Here is a 17,399-nt window from a genome sequence, read left to right as displayed (position 1 = left end):
ACCCATGGACCCGCACCTCCTCCGCACGTACGTCACCGTCGCCCGCCTCGCCTCCTTCTCCGAGGCGGCGCGCGACCTCGGCTACACCCAGTCCGCCGTCTCCCAGCACATCGCCGCCCTGGAGGCCGACCTCGGACTTCCCCTGCTCACCCGGCGGCCCGTCGCCCCCACCCCGGCCGGGGAGCGGCTCCTCGAACACGCCGGGGCGCTGCTGCTCCGCCTCGACGCGGCCCGCGCCGACCTCGACCGGTTCACCGCCGCGCCCCGCGCGACCCTGGACGTCGCCGCCTCCCCGCTCGCCCTCACCGCCCGCGTCCTCGCCGCCCTGCCCGCCACCGGCGTCACCCTGCGCGCCCTGTCCCGCGAGCGGGTGCCCGTCGCCGTCGCCACCGGCGATGCCGACGCCGGGCTCGTCGACGGCATCGCCGCCCCCAGCGACCCGCTGCGGCTGCCCGACGTCGCCCCGCTCGCCGCGACCGGCGTCGCCGACGAACCGCTCGCCGTCGTCCTGCCCGGCCGGCACCCCCTCGCCGCACGCCCCGGACTCCGCCTCGACGACCTCGTCGACGCCCGCTGGCTGGACGCCCCCGCCGCCGGCATCCCCCTCGACCGGCTGCGGGCCGTCCACGGCGGCCCCGCCGGGCGCGGCTTCCGCACCGCCCTGCGCTACGAGGGCACCGACACCCGCACCCTCGGCGCCCTGGCCGCCGCCGGGCACGGACTCGCCCTGCTGCCGCTGTCCGCGACGGACGGCGTCCCCGGCGCGGCCGCCGTCCCCCTGGTCGCGCCCCGGCTCGTCCACCGCGTCGAGCTCCTCCTGCCGGCGGGCGCCCACGGCGAACCGTCCGGGCCCGTGGCCGAGTTCACGGGACGCCTCAAGAGCTGACACCCGCAGTCGCTACCCTGGGCGCAACGGCGACGGAAGGCGGACGGGCGTGGGGTGGCTGCGACGAGGACCCAGAAGGGACGGCGACGACGCACCGAGGGATCCCGAGTTCGCGTACTTCTCCCAGCGCGAGGCCGCGCTCTTCCGCGGCCGGGTCCGCCAGACCTTCGCCGAGCTCGGCCTGGAGGTCACCGTCTACGCCGACCACGTCGTCGACGACAAGGGCCGCCGCTTCGGCCTCGGCAACCTCGCCGCCGTCTGCCACCAGGACCGGCGCGGCCCCCGCGTCTGGCCCGACATGATCGGCCGTCACATCGGTCTCGTCGTCCGCGCCATGGACGGCCCCTCCGCGCTCGACACCCTGCCGCCCGAACAGATCCGCGCCCAGCTCTACCCCCGGATCGTCAGCGGGGACGGCATCGACGCCGGAGCCTTCGGCTATGCCAGGACCGTCGCCCCCGGCCTCTACGAGGTCCTCGCCCTCGACCTGCCCGAGAGCGTCATGATGCTCACCGACGAGGCGCTCGAACGGCTCGGGGACCACGCGCAGCTCCGCGACCGGGCCCTGCGCAACCTGCGCGGACTGCCCGTCGAGGAGCACGAGACCGTCCGCGACGCCGACGGCATGTGCTTCGAGGTCATCCTCGGCGACTCCTTCTACACCGCGAGCCGCGTCCTCGACCTCGACGGCGTCGTCCGGCGGGTCACCGGCCTCCCGCTCGGCGAGCACGGCGCCCTCGTCGCCCTGCCCTTCCGGCACCAGCTCGCCTTCCACCCCATCCGGGACACCTCGATCATCCCGGCCCTCGGCGCGATGGCCTCCTTCGCCGCCGCCGGGTACGAGGACGTGCCGGGTGCCATCAGCCCGTACGTCTTCTGGTGGCGGGGCGGCACGCTCACCCAGCTCAGCGAGCACGACGAGGAGCGGGGCGACCTGCGGATCGTCGTCGGCGACGACTTCCAGGAGCTCCTGGAACGGCTCATCGCCCAGGGGCCCGACCGCCGCTGAACCGGTCGCTCCCGTCCGGTATCCGGTCGCGGCCCGCGTCCCCGCCCGGCAGGATGCTGTACGTCGTACCGGACGATGACGTCGAGGAGAAGCCACCATGCCGAGCACGGACGCCCCCGAAGAGGTCGTGCCCTTCACCGCGGACGACTACCGGGCCCGGATGGCCCGGGCCGTCGAGTCCGCCGCCGACGCCGGACTCGCGGGCGTGCTCGTCGCCCCCGGCCCCGACCTCGTCTACCTCACCGGCTACCAGCCCACCGCGATCACCGAACGGCTCACCGTCCTCGTCCTCGCCGTCGGCCAGGAACCGGTGCTCGTCGTCCCGACCCTGGAGGCGCCCGACGCCGAGAAGGCCGCCGGGGCCGCCGCGCTCACCCTGCGCGACTGGACCGACGGCAAGGACCCGTACGCCGTCACCGCCCCGCTCCTCGACGCCGACGGCCGCTTCGGCGTCAGCGACAACGCCTGGGCCATGCACCTCCTCGGCCTCCAGCAGGCCCTGCCCGGCACCTCGTACGTCTCCCTCACCGAGGCCCTGCCGATGCTCCGCGGCGTCAAGGACGCCCACGAACTGGCCCGGATCGCGGCCGCCGGGGCCGCCGCCGACCAGGCGTACGGCGAGATCCTCAAGGTCCGCTTCGCGGGCCGCAGGGAGACCGACGTCGCCGCCGACCTCGCCCGGCTCCTCATGGAGTCCGGCCACTCGCAGGTCGACTTCACCGTCGTCGGTTCCGGCCCCAACGGCGCCAACCCGCACCACGAGGCCGGCGACCGGGTCATCGAGCGCGGCGACATGGTCGTCCTCGACTTCGGCGGCCTCAAGCACGGCTACGGCTCCGACACCACCCGCACCGTCCACGTCGGCGAGCCCACCGACGAGGAGCGCCGCGTCCACGACCTGGTCCGCGAGGCCCAGCAGGCCGGCTTCGAGGCGGTGCGCCCCGGGGTCGCCTGCCAGGAGGTCGACCGGGCGGCCCGCAAGGTCATCACGGACGCCGGCTACGGCGAGTACTTCATCCACCGCACCGGCCACGGCATCGGCGTCACCACCCACGAGCCGCCGTACATGATCGAGGGCGAGGAGCTCCCCATCGTCCCCGGCATGTGCTTCTCCGTCGAACCGGGCGTCTACCTCCCCGGCCGCTTCGGCGTCCGCATCGAGGACATCGTCACGGCCACCGAGGACGGCGCGGGGCGCCGCTTCAACAACACCCCGCACGAGATGGCCATCGTGGAATAGGGGCTCAGCCGTCCGTGAGGACGATCGCCGACTCGCCGGGGAGGCTGAGCAGTCCGTCCGCCGCCGGCGGCTCGACCGGGTCCCAGGAGGCCAGGACCCGGTCGCGGCCGTTGGAGCCGAGGGGGATCACCACCGGCTCCTTGCCCAGGTTCACGGCCACCCGCAGGTCCCCGCGCCGGAAGACCAGCCAGCGGGCCTCCTCGTCGAAGGCCACCTTCACCCCCGCCAGGTCCGGGTCCGTCAGATCGGGCAGGGTGCGGCGCAGCGCGATGAGCTGACGGTGCCAGGCCAGCAGCCGCTTGTGCGGGTCCCGCTCGCGCTCGGAGCGGTCGAGGACCGAACGGTCGCGGGTGGCCGGCTCCTGCGGGTCGGGCACCTCGTCCTCGGACCAGCCGTGCGCGGCGAACTCCCGCTTGCGGCCCCGCCGTACGGCCTCCGCGAGCTCCGGGTCGGTGTGGTCGGTGAAGTACATCCAGGGCGTGCTCGCCCCCCACTCCTCGCCCATGAACAGCATCGGCACCGAGGGGCCGGTGAGGACGAGCGTCGCCGCGCAGGCGAGCAGCCCGGGGGAGAGCGAGGCCGACAGGCGGTCGCCGAGGGCCCGGTTGCCGATCTGGTCGTGCGTCTGCGCGTAGCCCAGGAAGCGGTGGGCGGGGGTGCGCTCCCGGTCCACCGGGCGCCCGTGGTGACGGCCGCGGAAGGCGGAGTACGTGCCGTCGTGGAAGAAGACGCGGGTGAGGGTCTTGGCCAGCGCCGCCATCGGGGCGCGCGCGAAGTCGGCGTAGTAGCCCTGGTCCTCGCCGGTCAGGGCGGTGTGCAGGGCGTGGTGGAAGTCGTCGTTCCACTGGGCGTGCACCCCGAGCCCGCCGAGCGTGCGCGGGGTGGTCGTGCGCGGGTCGGCGAGGTCGGACTCGGCGATCAGGAAGTGCTGGCGGCCCTGCTCCTTCGCCAACTCGTCCACGGCCGCCGACAGTTCCTCCAGGAACGTCAGCGCCCGGGTGTCGGCGAGGGCGTGCACCGCGTCGAGCCGCAGCCCGTCGATCCGGTAGTCCCGCAGCCAGGCGAGCGCACTCCCCAGGAAGTACGCCCGGACCTCGTCCGAACCCGGCGCGTCCAGGTTCACCGCCGCGCCCCACGGCGTGTGGTGGGTGTCGGTGAAGTACGGCCCGAAGGACGGGAGATGGTTACCCGACGGGCCCAGGTGGTTGTGCACCACGTCGAGGACCACGCCCATGCCGAGGCCGTGCGCCGCGTCCGTGAACCGCTTCAGCGCCTCCGGTCCGCCGTACGGCTCGTGGACCGCCCACGGCGCCACCCCGTCGTACCCCCAGCCCCGCACCCCGGGGAACGGGCACAGCGGCATCAGCTCCACATGGGTGATGCCGAGGCCCGCGAGCTCCCCGAGCCGCGCGGCCGCCGCGTCGAGCGTGCCCTCCGGGGTGAAGGTGCCGACGTGCAGCTCGTACAGGACGGCGCCGCGCAGCCGCAGCCGCGGGGAGGAGTGGCGCCAGGCGTACGCCGAGTGGTCGACGACCGCGCTCAGGCCGTCGGGCCCGTCGGGCAGCCGGCGCGAGCGCGGGTCGGGCAGCACGGGCCCGCCGTCGAGCGAGAAGCCGTACCGGTCGCCGTCCTCGGCGGGCACCACGCCCGTCCACCAGCCGTCCCGTTCGGCGTCCCGGTCCAGGGGGTGGTCGGAGCCGTTCAGCTCCAGCGTCACCCGGTCACGGGCGCTCGGCGCCCACACCTCGAAGAGCACGGGAATCCCCTCGTCGACGGTCCACTCACTCCACCACCGCGACCATCCTGGCAGTCAGGACCCCGACTCGCCCGGCGCGTCCCACACGTAGTTGACCGCGCGCTCGAACGTCACGTAGCCCGCCCGGGCGAAGGACGCCGCCATCGGCACGTTCCGCAGGTCCGTCGCCGCACGGATCCGGGGCACGCCGGCGGCGGCCAGGATCCGGGTCCCCTCCGCCAGGATGTCGTCGACGTACCCGTGCCCGCGGTGGGCGGGCAGCACACCGAGGTACGCGATGACGTGGTGGTAGTTGTTCCGCGCGGGCACGACGAAGCCGACCGGCTCGCCGCTCCCCGGCAGTTCGGCGACGCGCCACCACGCGCGCGGCGAGGAGTAGCGCGCGAGCTCCTCGTCGTGGTGCAGCTCCGCCGCCTCCCGCGCCGACAGGCCGGAGGCCAGGCCGGCCCGGCCGTGCGCGTCGAGCGTGCCCTCCATCACCGGCGTCATCAGCGCGAGGAGGTCCTCGCGGTCCCTGACGGGACGGAACTCCAGACGGTCCGTCGGCTCCGGTACGGGGGTGCCGGGGCGCCACTCCAGGCGCAGCCGCTCGACCAGCGGGCGGGCGCCCGTGCGCTCCAGGACGGAGAACAGGGACTCCAGGCGGGACCGGGTCTCGGGGACCTCGCGCCAGTCGGCCGGGAGGAACCGTATGTACTCGGGGCGCCGGGCGTCCCCGACCACGTCGGCCGTCGCCGTCCGCAGGAGCCGCAGGCCCACCTCGGCGCGCTCCTCGGCGGACAGCTCGGGGGCCAGGTCGAAGACGTCCAGCATCTGCGGTGCGGCGCCCGCCGTGCCCGTCCACCAGGCGACCCGGCCGAGGAGCCGGTCGCCGTCGAGCGCCACCCACATCCAGGAGGGCAGGCGCCGGCCGGTGGCGAGGTCGTCGGCGAGCTCGTGGTCGAGCGAGTACGTGAGGCGCAGGAAGAGGTCGAGCTCCTCCGGTCCGGCGAGCCGGCGGACGTACAGGCCGGGGACGAGGGAGGAGGACGGGGCGGCGGCGACGCCGTGCGGGTCGTGAGGGTCGTGCCCCTCGTGGTGCGGGTCGTGCGTGGACGAAGAAGACGTGGTCACGTCTGGGTTCCCCCGGGGGTCTCTGGTGTGAGGACGCCAGACCGTAACAGCGATCCGTCACGACTGTGTACGGAGTTTCCCCAGGCCCGGGGCCCTTCTGGACACTTCGGGCCCGACGGACCGACAATCTCGGATGTGACGACCCCTTTCGAGCTTCCGGCGAACTCCCCTCGGCTGACCGACGCCGAGCGGGACCGCGCGCTGGGGCTGCTCCGTGAGGGTGCCGCCCAGGGCCGCCTCTCGCACGACACCTTCCTCTTCCGGATGGAGCGCGCGCTCCAGGCCCGCCGGCCGGACGAACTCGCCCTGCTCACCGCCGACCTGCGGACCGAGGGCACCTGGACCCGGCGGGTGGTCGGCGCGGTGGAGCGGATGTCCGCCTTCACGGCGCGGATCGGGCGGGCCTGGAGCGCGGAGCGGCTCCCGAAGCTGCTGCTGCCCCAGCCCGGCCCGTACCCGCTGCGGATCGGGCGCGACCCGGTCAACGGACTGCGGCTCAGCCACGAGACGGCCTCCCGGCTGCACGCCGAACTCTCGCTGCAGGGCGGGATGTGGGTGCTGCGCGACCTCGGCTCGACCAACGGCACCACCGTCAACGGACGGCGGGTCACCGGCGCCGTGGTCGTGCGGGCGGGCGACGTGGTCGGCTTCGGCCAGATGACCTTCCGGCTGTCGCACGGCTGACCCCCGCGTTCACCCGTTCGGCGGTACGTGGCGGGCGGTGCGGGACCCGCGGTGATGGGCTGGGCAGACGCGCGCCACGATCTCCGGCCGCGCCACCCACCGCCGATCGACAGGGGGCGAGATGAGCGACGCGCCGAACCGCCGGCCGGACCGGAGCGAGCGGCCGGAGGAGTCCGGGGACCCCTGGAAACGTCTGCCGTCGATGGCTCCGGCGGCCCCGTCGGCCGTGGCCCCCACGAAGCCGCTCCGGCGGCCCGGCGGCCCCCCGGCCGGCAGCCCTGTCGGTGCTCCCGCCGCGTCTGGGGCGGGCGGGCCGGGCCGTGGCCCCGGCGCGGCGTCCGGCTCCGGCGTTCCGGCCCGTGCCCCCGGCGCCGGACGCGTACCGACCCCGGTCGGCCCGGCCTCCGCCGGGCCCTTCCCGCCCGGCGGACGGACCGTCGCGCCGAGCCCCCTCGACCCCGGCGCCTCGCTGGACCCGCACGGGATCCACCGGACCCTGCGCGAGGAGTTCCCGCTCACGTACGACCCGCTGCTGCGGGCCTGGGTCCTCAGCCGGTACGCGGACGTGGCCGCCGCGCTCACCGACGAACGCTTCACGCACGGACACCGGCCCGGCGACCCGCCGTGCGCGCGGGCCCACGTCGACGTCGACGTCGAGGCCCTGCGCGCCGTCACCGAACGCACCGCCTACGTCCTGGCCCGCCGGATCGCCGAACGCTCCCAGGCGGACCTGGTCGCCGACTTCTGCCACTGGCTGCCGGCCGGCACCGTCGCCGCGGCCGTCGGCGTGCCCTACCGCGACATGATGCGGCTCGTCCGCGGCCGGGCGGCGGGCGCGCTCGCGGGGGAGTGCGGCGGCCAGATCGCCGTACGGGAGAAGGCGCTCGCCTCCTTCCTCGGCAACGTCCTCGCCGACCCCGACCTGGTCGTCGCGCTCCGCGACGCGCCCGCCGGTCTGGTCGCCCGCGCCTGGACCGAGTCGCTGCGCCGGGACCCGCCCGTGCAGATCGCGGTGCGCCGCACCGGCGCCGAGGTGCCGGTGAGCGGCGGCGTCGTCCCGGCGGGCGCGTCCGTCGCCCTGCTCGTCGGCTCGGCGGGCCGCGATCCCGATCGCTTTCGCGAACCCGACCGCTTCGATCCGTTCCGCGACGACCCGGGCCAGCTCACCTACGGGGCCGGTTTCTGCCCGGCGGTCCTCCTCGCCGGGTTCGAGGCGGAGTACGCCCTGCGGGCCCTCTTCACGGCCATGCCCCGCCTGCGTCTGGCCGACGGTTTCCGTCCCGTCTTCACCGGGCTGATCACCCGGGCGCCCCGGAGCCTGATCGTCCGGCCGGGTGGTTGAGGGGTCCTCCGGCCGATGTGAGAAGGTGACGTGCGCTCGTCAACGGGTGCACGTCATTCCACTTTCCACGGGGATTCACATATGAATATGCGTCATGTCCGCGCGATCGCCGTCTTCGGCATCGCGGTCGTCGCCCTGACGGGCGCCCGCGGCTCGCACGGCGGCAGCTGCGGCGGCAGCTCCGGCAGCCACAGCAGCAGCAGCGGCAGCCACCACGACGACGACGGCACCACGGGCAGCAGCTCCGGTGGTTCCGTGCCCGGCGGCTCCAGCAGCTCGAACAAGGCCTCGCGCGACATCACCATCGACGAGTGCAAGTTCGACCCGGCGACGAAGAACCTCGTCGCCCGGATCACCATCAAGAACGACGGCCTGCTGGACTACGACTACGACGTCACGATGAAGTTCACCGGCGCCGCCGGTGGCACCGCCGTCCCGGCCACCGCGACGAAGACCGCCGTCGCGGTCGCGGCCGGCGCCTCCCAGAGCGCCGAGCTGACCACCTCGTACCCGGGATCCGGCGACGGCTCCGAGTACACCAGGTGCGAGGTCACCCGCGCCTCCCGCTCCTGATCACCCCCGGCTCCCCGACGGGACCCGGTCCGCGGACGCGGCCGGGTCCCGTCGGGGAGCGCCAGACGGAGGCGAGCAGGAGGACGCCGGGGAGGACTCCGGCGGTCACCCTGACGGCGGTGACGGGGGCGTCGAGCGCCGCCAGCACCAGGCCCGCCGCGCCGCAGGCGGTGAGCCCGGCGGCGAGGACGTGGAGCGCGGGTCTGCGCCAGGCCACCGCCAGGCCGAAGAAGTGCACGCCGACCACGAAGGCGATCCAGCCCACGGCCGCCTGCGGGACGTGCAGCACACGGCTGATCACCAGGAGCCCGGCCGCGAGGCCGAGGACCTCCGCCGCCACCACGTACCAGTAGCGGCGCCCGAAGCCGACGCCGGCGCCGGGCGCGACGGCGGTCCCGGCCGCCGGCACGGCCCGGCCGCGACGGCGGCCGAACACGACCACGCCCAGGAACGCGGCGATCGCGAGGAGGCGCAGCGGCGTCGCGACCGCCGTCGGCAGGGCGCTCGCGTTGGCCTGGACGAACACGAGCCCGAAGGCGGCGCCGATGAGCCGGCCGGTTTGGTCCTTTGTCATGATCATCAGCTTGTCATGGAGGGGAACAGCCGTTCACTCCGCCCGTGCCAGCAGCGCCACCGGCCGCTCCTCGAACAGCTCCGCCAGCTTCACCTCCGTCGCCGGACCGCCCGTGAACTCCCGCACCCCGTCGAGCGCGTCGACCCACCGCCCCTCGGGCAGCACCAGCTCCGTGTCCTGCCAGCCGCCCGCCCGGGCGAGCCGCAGCGAGAGCCGGGTCACGGCCGTGACCACCCGGCCGGAACGGGCGAAGGCCAGACAGTGCGCGGCCGCCGGGCCCTCCGCCGTCAGCGGGACGTACGTGCCGCCCGCCCCGAAGGCCTCCGGGTGCGCGCGCCGCAGCCCCAGCGTCGCCCGGACCAGGGCGGTCCGCTCGTCCTCCGGGCCGACCGCGAACGGCGCCCGGTTGTCCGGGTCGACGAGCGCCCGGTACTCCCGCTCCGTGTTCTGGTACAGCTCCGGCACCCCCGGCATCGTCAGCTGGACGAGCGCGGCCCCGAGCGCGTGCGCCCGGACGTGCGGCTCCAGGGCGAAGGCCGCCTCCGAGGCCGTCCGGAGCGGGATCCGGCCGGGCCCGGCCGCCGCGAACTCGGCCACCGCCCGCTCGTACTCCTCGTCCGGCTCCGTCCAGCTGGTCCGCAGCCCCGCCTCCCGCACGGACTTGAGGATCGCGGGCACCAGCCGGTCCGGGTCCGGGGCGCCGAGCCCGAAGGCCGTCTGCCAGGCCGTCCACGCCACGTGCGGATCGGGCGCGGGCACCCCCGCGACCTCCGCGAGGAGCTCCGCCCACACCTCCGGGCACTGGGAGAGCACCGCGATCCCGGCCCGGACGTCCGCGCTGCGCTTGGTGTCGTGTGTGGAGAGCACGGTGCCGGTGCCGGGCCAGTCCCGGGCGATCCGCAGGCAGTACGCGTGGAACTCCTCCACCGGCACCGCCGGGCGCCCCGCGTCGCCGCCGACCTCGTTCGCGGAGAGCAGCGGCGTGTACCGGTAGAAGGCGGTGTCCTCCACGGACTTGGCCCGCAGCGCGGACGAGGTCTGCGCGAACCGCGCGCGGAACGCCCGGTGTTCGGGCCCGTCGCCGCGCCTGCCGAGCGCCAGGTCCCGTACGGCGTCGACCGCCGTCGCCTCCTCCGGCACCGCGAACGCGGCCTTCGCGCCGCGCGCCGCCTCCGCGGTCAGCACCTCCTCGCCGCCGGTCCGGTAGGGGCGGTAGACGGGGACCCGGACGAGGAGCTCCCGGATCGCGGTGCGCAGCGCCCAGGGGGCGTGGTCCCGCAGCTCGGGGTCGACGGCGCAGATCCGGCCGGCGATCCGGGTCAGCGCGGCTGTCTCGGCGGCCAGGTCGTGGCCGACCACCTCGTACGCGGCGCGGCGCGCGGTCGCCTCCCAGTGCCCGCCGCGGTCTGCGGCCTTCCCGACGAACTCCCGGTACGCGTCGGCGAGTTCGTCGGCGCCCACCGGGTCGGTGAAGACGCCGTCGAGCTGCCGCAGCGCGTCGTACCCGGTGGTGCCCGCGACCGGCCAGGCGGCGGGCAGCGTCTCGGGCCCGGTGAGGATCTTCTCGACGACCGTCCAGCACCGCCCGCCGGTCGCCGCCGCCAGGTCCTCCAGATAGCCCTGCGGATCGGCGAGCCCGTCCGGGTGGTCGATGCGCAGCCCCTCGATCACCCCGTCCCCGACCAGCTCCACGATCTTCGCGTGGCTCGCCGCGAACACCTCGGGGTCCTCCACCCGCACCCCGATCAGGTCCGAGATGGTGAAGAAGCGGCGGTAGCCGAGCTCGGTCCGGGCGAGCCGCCACCAGCCGAGCCGGTACCACTGGGCGTCGAGCAGCTCGTCGAGCGGCAGCCCCTCGGTGCCCGCGCGGAGCGGGAACTCCTGGCCGTCCAGGTGCAGGGACCCGTCCAAGACCCGGAACCGGTCCCGCACCTCCGGGAGCCGCGCGGGCAGCACCGGGAGCAGCACCCGGCCGTCCCCGGCGCGCCAGTCGATGTCGAACCAGCGGGCGTACGGCGAGTCGGGGCCCTCGCGGAGCACGGCGCGCAGCGCGTGGTTGTGGCGCGGGGAGGCCGCCATGTGGTTGGGCACCAGGTCCACGACGAGCCCGAGGCCGTGCGCCCGCGCGGTCGCCGCCAGGGCCCGCAGCCCCTCCTCGCCGCCCAGTTCGGCCCGTACCGAGCGGTGGTCGGTGACGTCGTAGCCGTGGGTCGAGCCGGGCACCGCCTCCAGGACGGGGGAGAGGTGCAGATGCGAGACCCCGAGGCCCGCCAGGTACGGCACGGCGCGCTCGGCGGCCGCGAACGGGAACTCCGGCTGGAGCTGCAGCCGGTAGGTCGAGGTGGGGGGAATGGGCGTCATGCGAACGTACGTACCCCGTCGGGAGGCTTCTGTGTCATCGCCCCATGCACCCGTTCGTGTGCATCGCGTTACGTTCGCGTGATGCTCCGGACGTATCGCGACACGTTGTCCCTGCTCGGCCCGGCCCTGCCGGTCGTCTCCTTCCTCGGCCGGCTGCCCACCGCCATGTGCCAGCTCGGCAGTCTGCTCCTGGTCGCCGAGACCAGCGGCTCGCTCGCCGTCGCGGGCCTCACGGGCGGGGCGCTCGCCGCCGGGCAGACCGTCGCCGGGCCCGTCATCGGCCGGCTCGCCGACCGGCACGGCCAGCGCGGGATCGTCCTCGCCGCCTCCCTCGCCAACGCGGTCGCCGTCACCGCCCTGGTCCTCGCCGCCCTCGCCGGGGCCGCCACCGGCCCGCTCATGGCGCTCGGGGCGCTCGCCGGGGCCACCGTCCCGCAGGTCGGGCCGCTGGCCCGGACCCGCTCCGTGGCCCTCGCCCGGCGCGCCGGCGCGGACGACCGGCTCGTCGGCGCGGTGCTCTCCTTCGAGGGCACCCTCGACGAGGTCTCCTTCGTCCTCGGCCCGGCCTTCGTCGGCCTCGCCGCCGCCTTCGCCCACCCCGCGGCCGCGCTCCTCCTGGCGGCGCTGCTCCTCACCGTCTGCGGGACGGCCTTCGCCCTCCACCCGACGGCCCGGGCGACCGCCCCCGCGGCGCCGGTCGTCTCCACCCGTACGGGTGCCGCCGAACGGACGCGGCTGCCCGGGTCCGCGTACGCCCTGCGGGGCACGATGGTCCTCCAGGGCGCCATGTTCGGCGCCTCGCAGGCCGGGATCACCGCCCTCACCGAGGAGCTCGGCGCGCCCGCCCAGGCCGGGCTCGTCTACGCGGCCATGGGCGTCATGAGCGCCGCCGTCGGCCTCTCCATGGCCGCCGTGCCCGCCCGGATCGGACTCGCGACCCGCTGGCGCGCCGCCACCGCCGGGCTCGTCCTCCTCTCCGTACCGCTGCTGTTCGTCGGCTCCCTGGCCGCCCTGTACGCGGTCGTCGTCGTCCTCGGCGCCGCCTACGCCCCGCACCTGATCACCGTCTTCGGGCTCACCGAGCGGACCGTGCCGGCCGCCCGGCTCGCCGAGTCGATGGCCTTCCTCACCAGCGGGATCGTGGGCGGCCAGGCCCTCGCCCTCGCCCTCTCCGGCCGGCTCGCCGAAGGCCACGGCGCCCCCGCCGCCTTCGCGGTGGCGGTGGGAGCGGCCGTGGCCTGCGCGGCGCTGTCCTGGACGGTCCGGGTCACCCCTCCCGCGCGGGAGCTCAGGCCGGCCGGCGCAGTACGGCCAGGCTGAGCGGCGCCAGCGTCACCCGTTCGCCGCCCGCCAGCTCCGGGCCCTCCCGCGGCGGCATGCCCTCCGGGTCCGAGGTGTCCACCACCATGCGCCAGCAGCGCCCGTGGCTGTCCGGCACCGCGAACTCCAGCTCCTTCGAGGAGGCGTTGAACATCAGCAGGAAGGAGTCGTCGGCGATCCGCTCGCCCTGCGGGCCCGGCTCCGAGATGGCGTTGCCGTTGAGGAAGACGGTCAGCGCCTGGGCGTGCGCCGCCTGCCAGTCGCGGGAGGTCATCTCCTCGCCCTCGGGCGTGAACCAGGCGATGTCGGTCAGCTCGTCGTGGGTGCCCTCCACCGGCCTGCCGTGGAAGAAGCGGCGGCGCCGGAAGACCGGATGGTCCCGGCGCAGCCGGACCATCGCCCGGGTGAACCGCAGGAGCGTGGAGTCCGCCTCGTCGTTCTCCTTCGGCCACCGCACCCAGGAGACCTCGTTGTCCTGGCAGTACGCGTTGTTGTTGCCGCCCTGCGTCCGCCCGAACTCGTCGCCGTGGCTGAGCATCGGCACGCCCTGCGAGAGCATCAGCGTGGCGAGGAAGTTGCGCATCTGGCGGGCGCGCAGCTCGGCGATCCCCACGTCCTCGGTCTCGCCCTCCGCCCCGCAGTTCCAGGAGCGGTTGTAGCTCTCGCCGTCCCGGTTGCCCTCGCCGTTCGCCTCGTTGTGCTTGTCGTTGTACGAGACGAGGTCGCGCAGGGTGAAGCCGTCGTGGCAGGTGACGAAGTTGACCGAGGCGAGCGGGCGCCGCCCGTCGTCCTGGTACAGGTCGGAGGAGCCGGTGAGCCGGGAGGCGAACTCGGCGAGGGTGCGCGGCTCGCCGCGCCACAGGTCCCGCACGCAGTCCCGGTACTTGCCGTTCCACTCGGTCCACAGCGGCGGGAAGTTGCCCACCTGGTAGCCGCCCTCGCCCACGTCCCACGGCTCGGCGATCAGCTTCACCTGGCTGACCACCGGGTCCTGCTGCACCAGGTCGAAGAACGAGGACAGCCGGTCCACCTCGTGGAACTGACGGGCCAGGGTGGCCGCCAGGTCGAAGCGGAAGCCGTCCACGTGCATCTCGGTCACCCAGTACCGCAGGCTGTCCATGATCAGCTGGAGCACGTGCGGGGAGCGCATGAGCAGCGAGTTCCCGGTGCCGGTGGTGTCCATGTAGTACCGGCGGTCGTTCGCGAGCCGGTAGTACGAGGGGTTGTCCAGGCCGCGGAAGGAGAGCGTCGGACCCAGGTGGTTGCCCTCGGCCGTGTGGTTGTAGACCACGTCCAGGATGACCTCGATGCCCGCCTGGTGCAGCGCCCGGACCGCCGACTTGAACTCCAGGACCTGCTGGCCCCGGTCGCCCCAGGACGCGTAGGCGTTGTGCGGGGCGAAGAAGCCGATCGTGTTGTAGCCCCAGTAGTTGGAGAGCCCCGCGTCCACGAGCCGGTGGTCGTTCACGAACTGGTGTACGGGCATCAGTTCGAGCGCGGTCACGCCCAGTTCCTTCAGATGGCCGATGACCGACGGGTGCGCGAGCCCCGCGTACGTCCCGCGCAGCTCCTCCGGAAGGTCCGGGTGGAGCATCGTGAGGCCCTTCACGTGGGCCTCGTAGATCACCGTGTGGTGGTACTCGGTGCGCGGGCGCCGGTCGTCGCCCCAGTCGAAGTACGGGTTGACCACGACCGAGGCCATGGTGTGCGGGCCCGAGTCGAGGTCGTTGCGCGCGTCGGGCCGCCCGAACGGGTAGCCGTAGACCGCCTCGCCCCACTTGATCTGCCCCGACACCGCGCGGGCGTACGGGTCGAGCAGCAGCTTCGCCGCGTTGCAGCGCAGCCCGCGCTCCGGCGCGTACGGGCCGTGCACGCGGAACCCGTACCGCTGACCGGGCATCACGCCCGGCAGATAGGCGTGTCGTACGAACGCGTCGGTCTCGCGCAGTTCCACCGCCGTCTCCGAGCCGTCGTCGTGCAGCAGACACAGCTCGATCCTGTGGGCGGCCTCCGAGAAGACCGCGAAGTTGGTTCCCGCTCCGTCATAGGTGGCGCCCAAGGGGTACGCCTGTCCCGGCCAGACCTGCATGGATACGACTCTTCCTCTTCTGTCCGGGTTTTATAGGTCTTCTTCGGCCAGATCCTGCCCGAAAGAGTGGCAACCTCCTAGGACTTCGCCCCGTCCTACCGGGTGACCGCAGACCAAGAGGGGGACAGAGGGGGAAGTGTGTACGAAATAGCGCGCCGCCACCTGGGGAAGGTGGTGGCCGGAGCGGCCATGGCGGTGACGGGAACCGCCGTCGCGGTCGCGATCAGCCTGCCGGGATCAGCAGGGGCGAACGATTCCGCCGGGCCGGGGGGTTCCACCGGGGCCGTCGGCGCCGCCGGGGTCCCCGGAGCGACGGCGGGCGGCGGCTCGGCCGGTGACACCGGGCAGGGGGAGACCGGAGACCGGGCCGAGGGATCCGCGCCGCCGCCGGCCACCGTGGCCCCGCCCGCGGCCGAGGGGGAGAAGGGCGTCGGAAGCGACCCGCTCACGGACGACGAGCTCGCCCGGGCCGAGGCGCTGGCGCTGGCCCCGCCCGCCGCCACCGCCCAGCAGGACGTCACGGGCGGCAGGGGCCCCCAGCGCCTCGGCACCCGGCTCGCCGACCCGGTCCCGGGCGACGACTCGCGCCGCGCCGAGGTCCGCCTCTACGACTACGGGCGGGACGAGCTCGTCACCAAGACCGTCAACCTCGACACCGGCAAGGTCGAGAGCTCTGGAGCGCAGCGCGGGGTCCAGCCCTCCGCCCACCCCGACGAGCTGCGCGAGGCCCTGGAGCTGATCCTCGCCGGCCCGCTCGGCAAGGGCGTCAAGGAGGACTACGAGGACGCCACCGGCAAGGAGCTGACCTCCACCGAGCAGCTGTGGTTCAACGGCGACGTCTACCGCACCTACCGCGAGAGCAAGGTGCCCGCGGCGCTCGCCCGCTGCGGGGAGCACCGGTGCGTCCGGCTCGTCACCAAGGTCCTCAACGGGGCCTGGATCGACACCCGGAACCTGGTCGTCGACCTCTCCGCGAGGACCGTCACCCGCGTCGGCTGACCACCGGCCCGGCCACTCCACAGCCTCACGACACGCACGAGGGAGTACGTCCCCATGTCCATCCAGCGAATCCGGAACGGGCGCACCCGCAAGCGGGGCGCGGTCCTGACCGCCGCCGCCCTGCTCGGCACCGCCACGGCCGCCGCCGGCCCCGCGGCCGGCGCCACCGCCGCACCCAACCCGCCCGCCCCGACGCGCGCGGCGCACTCCGTGATGCCCGACTGCTCGGCCGCGTACCGCATCACGCAGAAGCTCGACGGCGGCACCACCTGGCGCATGTGCTGGCGGTACGACACCGACGCCGGGCTCACGCTCGACCGGGTCACCTACCAGCCGCCCGGCGCCGCCGCCCCCATCAAGGTCCTCAACAGCGCCCGGCTCGCCCAGATCCACGTGCCGTACGACGACGGCGGCGCCGAGTACGACGACCTCACCGGCGCCGGCTTCGGCTGGGGCCTGCAGAACCTCAAGCCGGCCGAATGCCCCGGCGGCACCATCACCACCGTCAAGGTGGCCGAGGTCGGCGACGTCAAGGGCCTGTGCACCACCACGCGGGCGCGCGGGCACGCGTACCGCATGGCCAGCGACGGCGGCTCCAAGGTCTGGCAGGCCCAGGCCAAGGACCTGCTCGTCTACACCGTCAACAAGGTCGGCTGGTACGAGTACATCACCGAGTGGCGCTTCACCGCCGACGGCACCATCGGCGCCAACGTCGGAGCCACCGGCAGCCTCTCGCCCGTCGACTACAACGCCACCGACGGACGCGGCTGGCCCCTCGGCAAGGGGGCCCGCGGCTACGCCACCAGCCACGCCCACAACGTCTTCTGGAAGCTCGACTTCGGCCTCGACGGCTCCACCAAGGACCGGATCGAGCAGTTCGACTCCACCGTCACCGCGCCCCCCGCGGGCGGCGGCGGACCCACCGTGAAGACCAAGCGCACCGTCGTCACCAAGGAACTCGCCGGCGACGCCAAGAACATGCGCTGGTGGCGAGTGGTCAGCGGCACCGGCAAGAACGCCGACGGCCACGCCCGCTCGTACGAGATCGTGCCCGGTCACACCGACACCCACGCGGGCCGCGGCTTCACCAGGCACGACGTGTACTTCACCCAGTCCCGCGCCTGCGAGAAGTTCGCGAGCAACAACATCGGCGGCTGCGCGGCCGGCGCCGGAGACAGCGTGGACGAATGGGTCAACGGTGAGACTCTGACCAAACCGTCCGTGTGGGTCAACATCGGGTTCCACCACATCGCCCGGGACGAGGACCAGCAGCCGATGCCGGTCCACTGGCAGGGCTTCCAGCTCGCGCCCAGGGACGTAACCGCTATGAATCCGCTCACTCCGGCCGATCTCGCCTCCCAGAACGGGCAGCCCGATCTGGGGAGTTGAGGAAGCAGCCTGACGATCCTGCTGCACCGCCTCCCGCTCGCGGAGTACCCTTCCTTGATCGTTG

At 74.3% G+C, this 17,399-nt stretch carries 14 protein-coding genes; 9 read left to right on the top strand and 5 right to left on the bottom strand.

All coding sequences use genetic code 11. From position 1 onward, the window contains the following. Positions 1–4: 4 nt before the first annotated feature. From ACIGW4_RS00445 to ACIGW4_RS00435, 3 genes are all read left to right on the top strand, one after another. Entirely contained in the window at positions 5–886 is an 882-nt protein-coding gene (locus tag ACIGW4_RS00445; protein WP_398710476.1) for a LysR family transcriptional regulator, read from the top strand. 49 nt (positions 887–935) lie between these two features. Beyond that, positions 936–1,895, top strand: coding sequence for a hypothetical protein (locus tag ACIGW4_RS00440; protein ID WP_123455997.1), 960 nt, complete (start codon positions 936–938; stop codon positions 1,893–1,895). 97 nt (positions 1,896–1,992) lie between these two features. Beyond that, positions 1,993–3,135 carry an aminopeptidase P family protein gene (locus ACIGW4_RS00435; RefSeq protein WP_123455998.1) on the top strand — a complete coding sequence of 381 codons (1,143 nt, stop codon included), beginning with the start codon at positions 1,993–1,995 and terminating at the stop codon, positions 3,133–3,135. A gap of 4 nt (positions 3,136–3,139) precedes the next feature. Here ACIGW4_RS00435 and treZ read toward each other — a convergent pair whose 3' ends face one another. After that, entirely contained in the window at positions 3,140–4,891 is a 1,752-nt protein-coding gene (treZ, locus tag ACIGW4_RS00430) for a malto-oligosyltrehalose trehalohydrolase (protein WP_123455999.1), read from the bottom strand. Between the two features lie 54 nt (positions 4,892–4,945). Next, positions 4,946–5,899 carry a GNAT family N-acetyltransferase gene (locus tag ACIGW4_RS00425; RefSeq protein WP_399578167.1) on the bottom strand — a complete coding sequence of 318 codons (954 nt, stop codon included), beginning with the start codon at positions 5,897–5,899 and terminating at the stop codon, positions 4,946–4,948. Positions 5,900–6,139: 240 nt separating this feature from the next. Between ACIGW4_RS00425 and ACIGW4_RS00420 the strand changes: the two genes are divergently transcribed. The 3 genes from ACIGW4_RS00420 to ACIGW4_RS00410 all read left to right on the top strand — a co-directional run bounded on the left by ACIGW4_RS00420 (position 6,140) and on the right by ACIGW4_RS00410 (position 8,603). Next, entirely contained in the window at positions 6,140–6,688 is a 549-nt protein-coding gene (locus ACIGW4_RS00420) for an FHA domain-containing protein (RefSeq protein ID WP_399577466.1), read from the top strand. Between the two features lie 121 nt (positions 6,689–6,809). After that, positions 6,810–8,030: a cytochrome P450 gene (locus ACIGW4_RS00415; protein ID WP_399577464.1), complete on the top strand. Its 1,221-nt coding sequence runs from the start codon at positions 6,810–6,812 to the stop codon at positions 8,028–8,030. Between the two features lie 81 nt (positions 8,031–8,111). After that, positions 8,112–8,603 carry a hypothetical protein gene (locus ACIGW4_RS00410; RefSeq protein ID WP_399577462.1) on the top strand — a complete coding sequence of 164 codons (492 nt, stop codon included), beginning with the start codon at positions 8,112–8,114 and terminating at the stop codon, positions 8,601–8,603. Here the strand turns inward: ACIGW4_RS00410 and ACIGW4_RS00405 are convergent. Next, the gene (locus ACIGW4_RS00405) at positions 8,581–9,177 is read right to left on the bottom strand and encodes a hypothetical protein (protein ID WP_399577459.1); all 597 of its coding nucleotides are present in this window, start codon (positions 9,175–9,177) and stop codon (positions 8,581–8,583) included. The genes ACIGW4_RS00410 and ACIGW4_RS00405 overlap by 23 nt on opposite strands. A gap of 33 nt (positions 9,178–9,210) precedes the next feature. Beyond that, complete coding sequence (gene treY, locus ACIGW4_RS00400) at positions 9,211–11,529, bottom strand: malto-oligosyltrehalose synthase (RefSeq protein ID WP_399578164.1); 2,319 nt, start codon at positions 11,527–11,529, stop codon at positions 9,211–9,213. Positions 11,530–11,619: 90 nt separating this feature from the next. On the opposite strand from treY, the gene ACIGW4_RS00395 reads away from it, so the two are divergent. Continuing rightward, a complete protein-coding gene (locus ACIGW4_RS00395) occupies positions 11,620–12,858 on the top strand; it encodes an MFS transporter (protein WP_398710465.1) in 1,239 nt (412 codons plus the stop codon). Here ACIGW4_RS00395 and glgX read toward each other — a convergent pair. Next, on the bottom strand, positions 12,827–14,947 hold the full coding sequence (gene glgX / locus ACIGW4_RS00390) for a glycogen debranching protein GlgX (RefSeq protein WP_123456005.1): 2,121 nt from the start codon (positions 14,945–14,947) through the stop codon (positions 12,827–12,829). The two genes, ACIGW4_RS00395 and glgX, sit on opposite strands and share 32 nt — an antisense overlap. A 138-nt stretch (positions 14,948–15,085) precedes the next feature. Here glgX and ACIGW4_RS00385 point away from each other — a divergent pair, with 138 nt between their 5' ends. Both ACIGW4_RS00385 and ACIGW4_RS00380 read left to right on the top strand, forming a co-directional pair. Further along, positions 15,086–15,946 carry a Tat pathway signal sequence domain protein gene (locus ACIGW4_RS00385; protein WP_399577456.1) on the top strand — a complete coding sequence of 287 codons (861 nt, stop codon included), beginning with the start codon at positions 15,086–15,088 and terminating at the stop codon, positions 15,944–15,946. 54 nt (positions 15,947–16,000) lie between these two features. Next, complete coding sequence (locus tag ACIGW4_RS00380; protein ID WP_123456007.1) at positions 16,001–17,335, top strand: copper amine oxidase; 1,335 nt, start codon at positions 16,001–16,003, stop codon at positions 17,333–17,335. The last annotated feature ends 64 nt before the right edge of the window (positions 17,336–17,399 follow it).

Source organism: Streptomyces sp. NPDC053513 (genome assembly GCF_044544765.1).
GTDB lineage: Bacteria > Actinomycetota > Actinomycetes > Streptomycetales > Streptomycetaceae > Streptomyces > Streptomyces litmocidini.
Note: the sequence above shows the minus strand (reverse complement) of the source record. Positions and strands in the feature narration are given on the sequence as shown.